General features: G+C 49.0%; 2 protein-coding genes. Both read left to right on the forward strand.

What is annotated here, in order from left to right; all coding sequences use genetic code 11:
- On the forward strand, nucleotides 1-338 hold a 338-nt coding region (locus ATZ99_RS06835; protein WP_187694834.1), incomplete at its 5' end, for a methylenetetrahydrofolate reductase C-terminal domain-containing protein.
- 21 nt (nucleotides 339-359) lie between these two features.
- Nucleotides 360-789 (forward strand): methylenetetrahydrofolate reductase (locus tag ATZ99_RS06840; protein WP_187694835.1); only part of this gene is annotated, 430 nt, incomplete at its 3' end.

The raw sequence follows: 789 nt of genomic DNA on the forward strand, positions 1-789 counted from the left end.
AGGAAAAACCCGTATACCCCGCCAACGACACCCTCTTTATCGGCGAAGTAGAAAGAATAGGGCACTTTACCGAAGCCTGCAGAGCCTGCGGCGAATGCGAACTTGCCTGGACCGGAGGCATATGCCCCGTAACAAAATGCGCTAAAGGGCTATTAAACGGGCCCTGCGGCGGTGCAAAAAACGGAAAATGCGAACTTGACCCCGAAAACGACTGCGCCTGGATACTCATATACCAAAAACTCCAGAAATTAGGCCAGACGGATAAACTTCTTCAAATAAAACCCCCAAAAGACCACAGCAAAGCCTACCATCCAAGAAAAATAACACCGCAAAAATAAAACACAAAGGAGGGGAAAAAAATGACCTTAAAACAAAAACTCGACGCCGGCCAATTTGCCGTAACCTGCGAACTTGCACCGCCAAAAGGAATAGACACCGCAAAACTCAAAGAATGCGCAAAAGCAATAAAAGGCAGGGTAGATGCCGTAAACACCACCGACTTTCAAAGCGCCGTAGTAAGGATGTCCTCCCTGGGTGCCTCGTTAATACTCCTCCAGGAAGGCGTAGAACCCGTAATGCAAATAACCGGAAGGGATAGAAACCGCATAGCAGTACAGGGCGAACTCTTATCCGCAGGAGCCCTCGGAATAAAAAACATCCTCGCCCTCACCGGAGACCATCCCTACTTTGGAGACCACAAAACCACAAAACCCGTATTCGAACTCGACTCCGTAAACATCCTCCAGATAGCCAGCACCCTCATGGAAGGAAAAGACTTTGCAGGGAACC

The organism is Thermovenabulum gondwanense (assembly GCF_001601575.1).
GTDB lineage: Bacteria > Bacillota > Thermosediminibacteria > Thermosediminibacterales > Thermosediminibacteraceae > Thermovenabulum > Thermovenabulum gondwanense.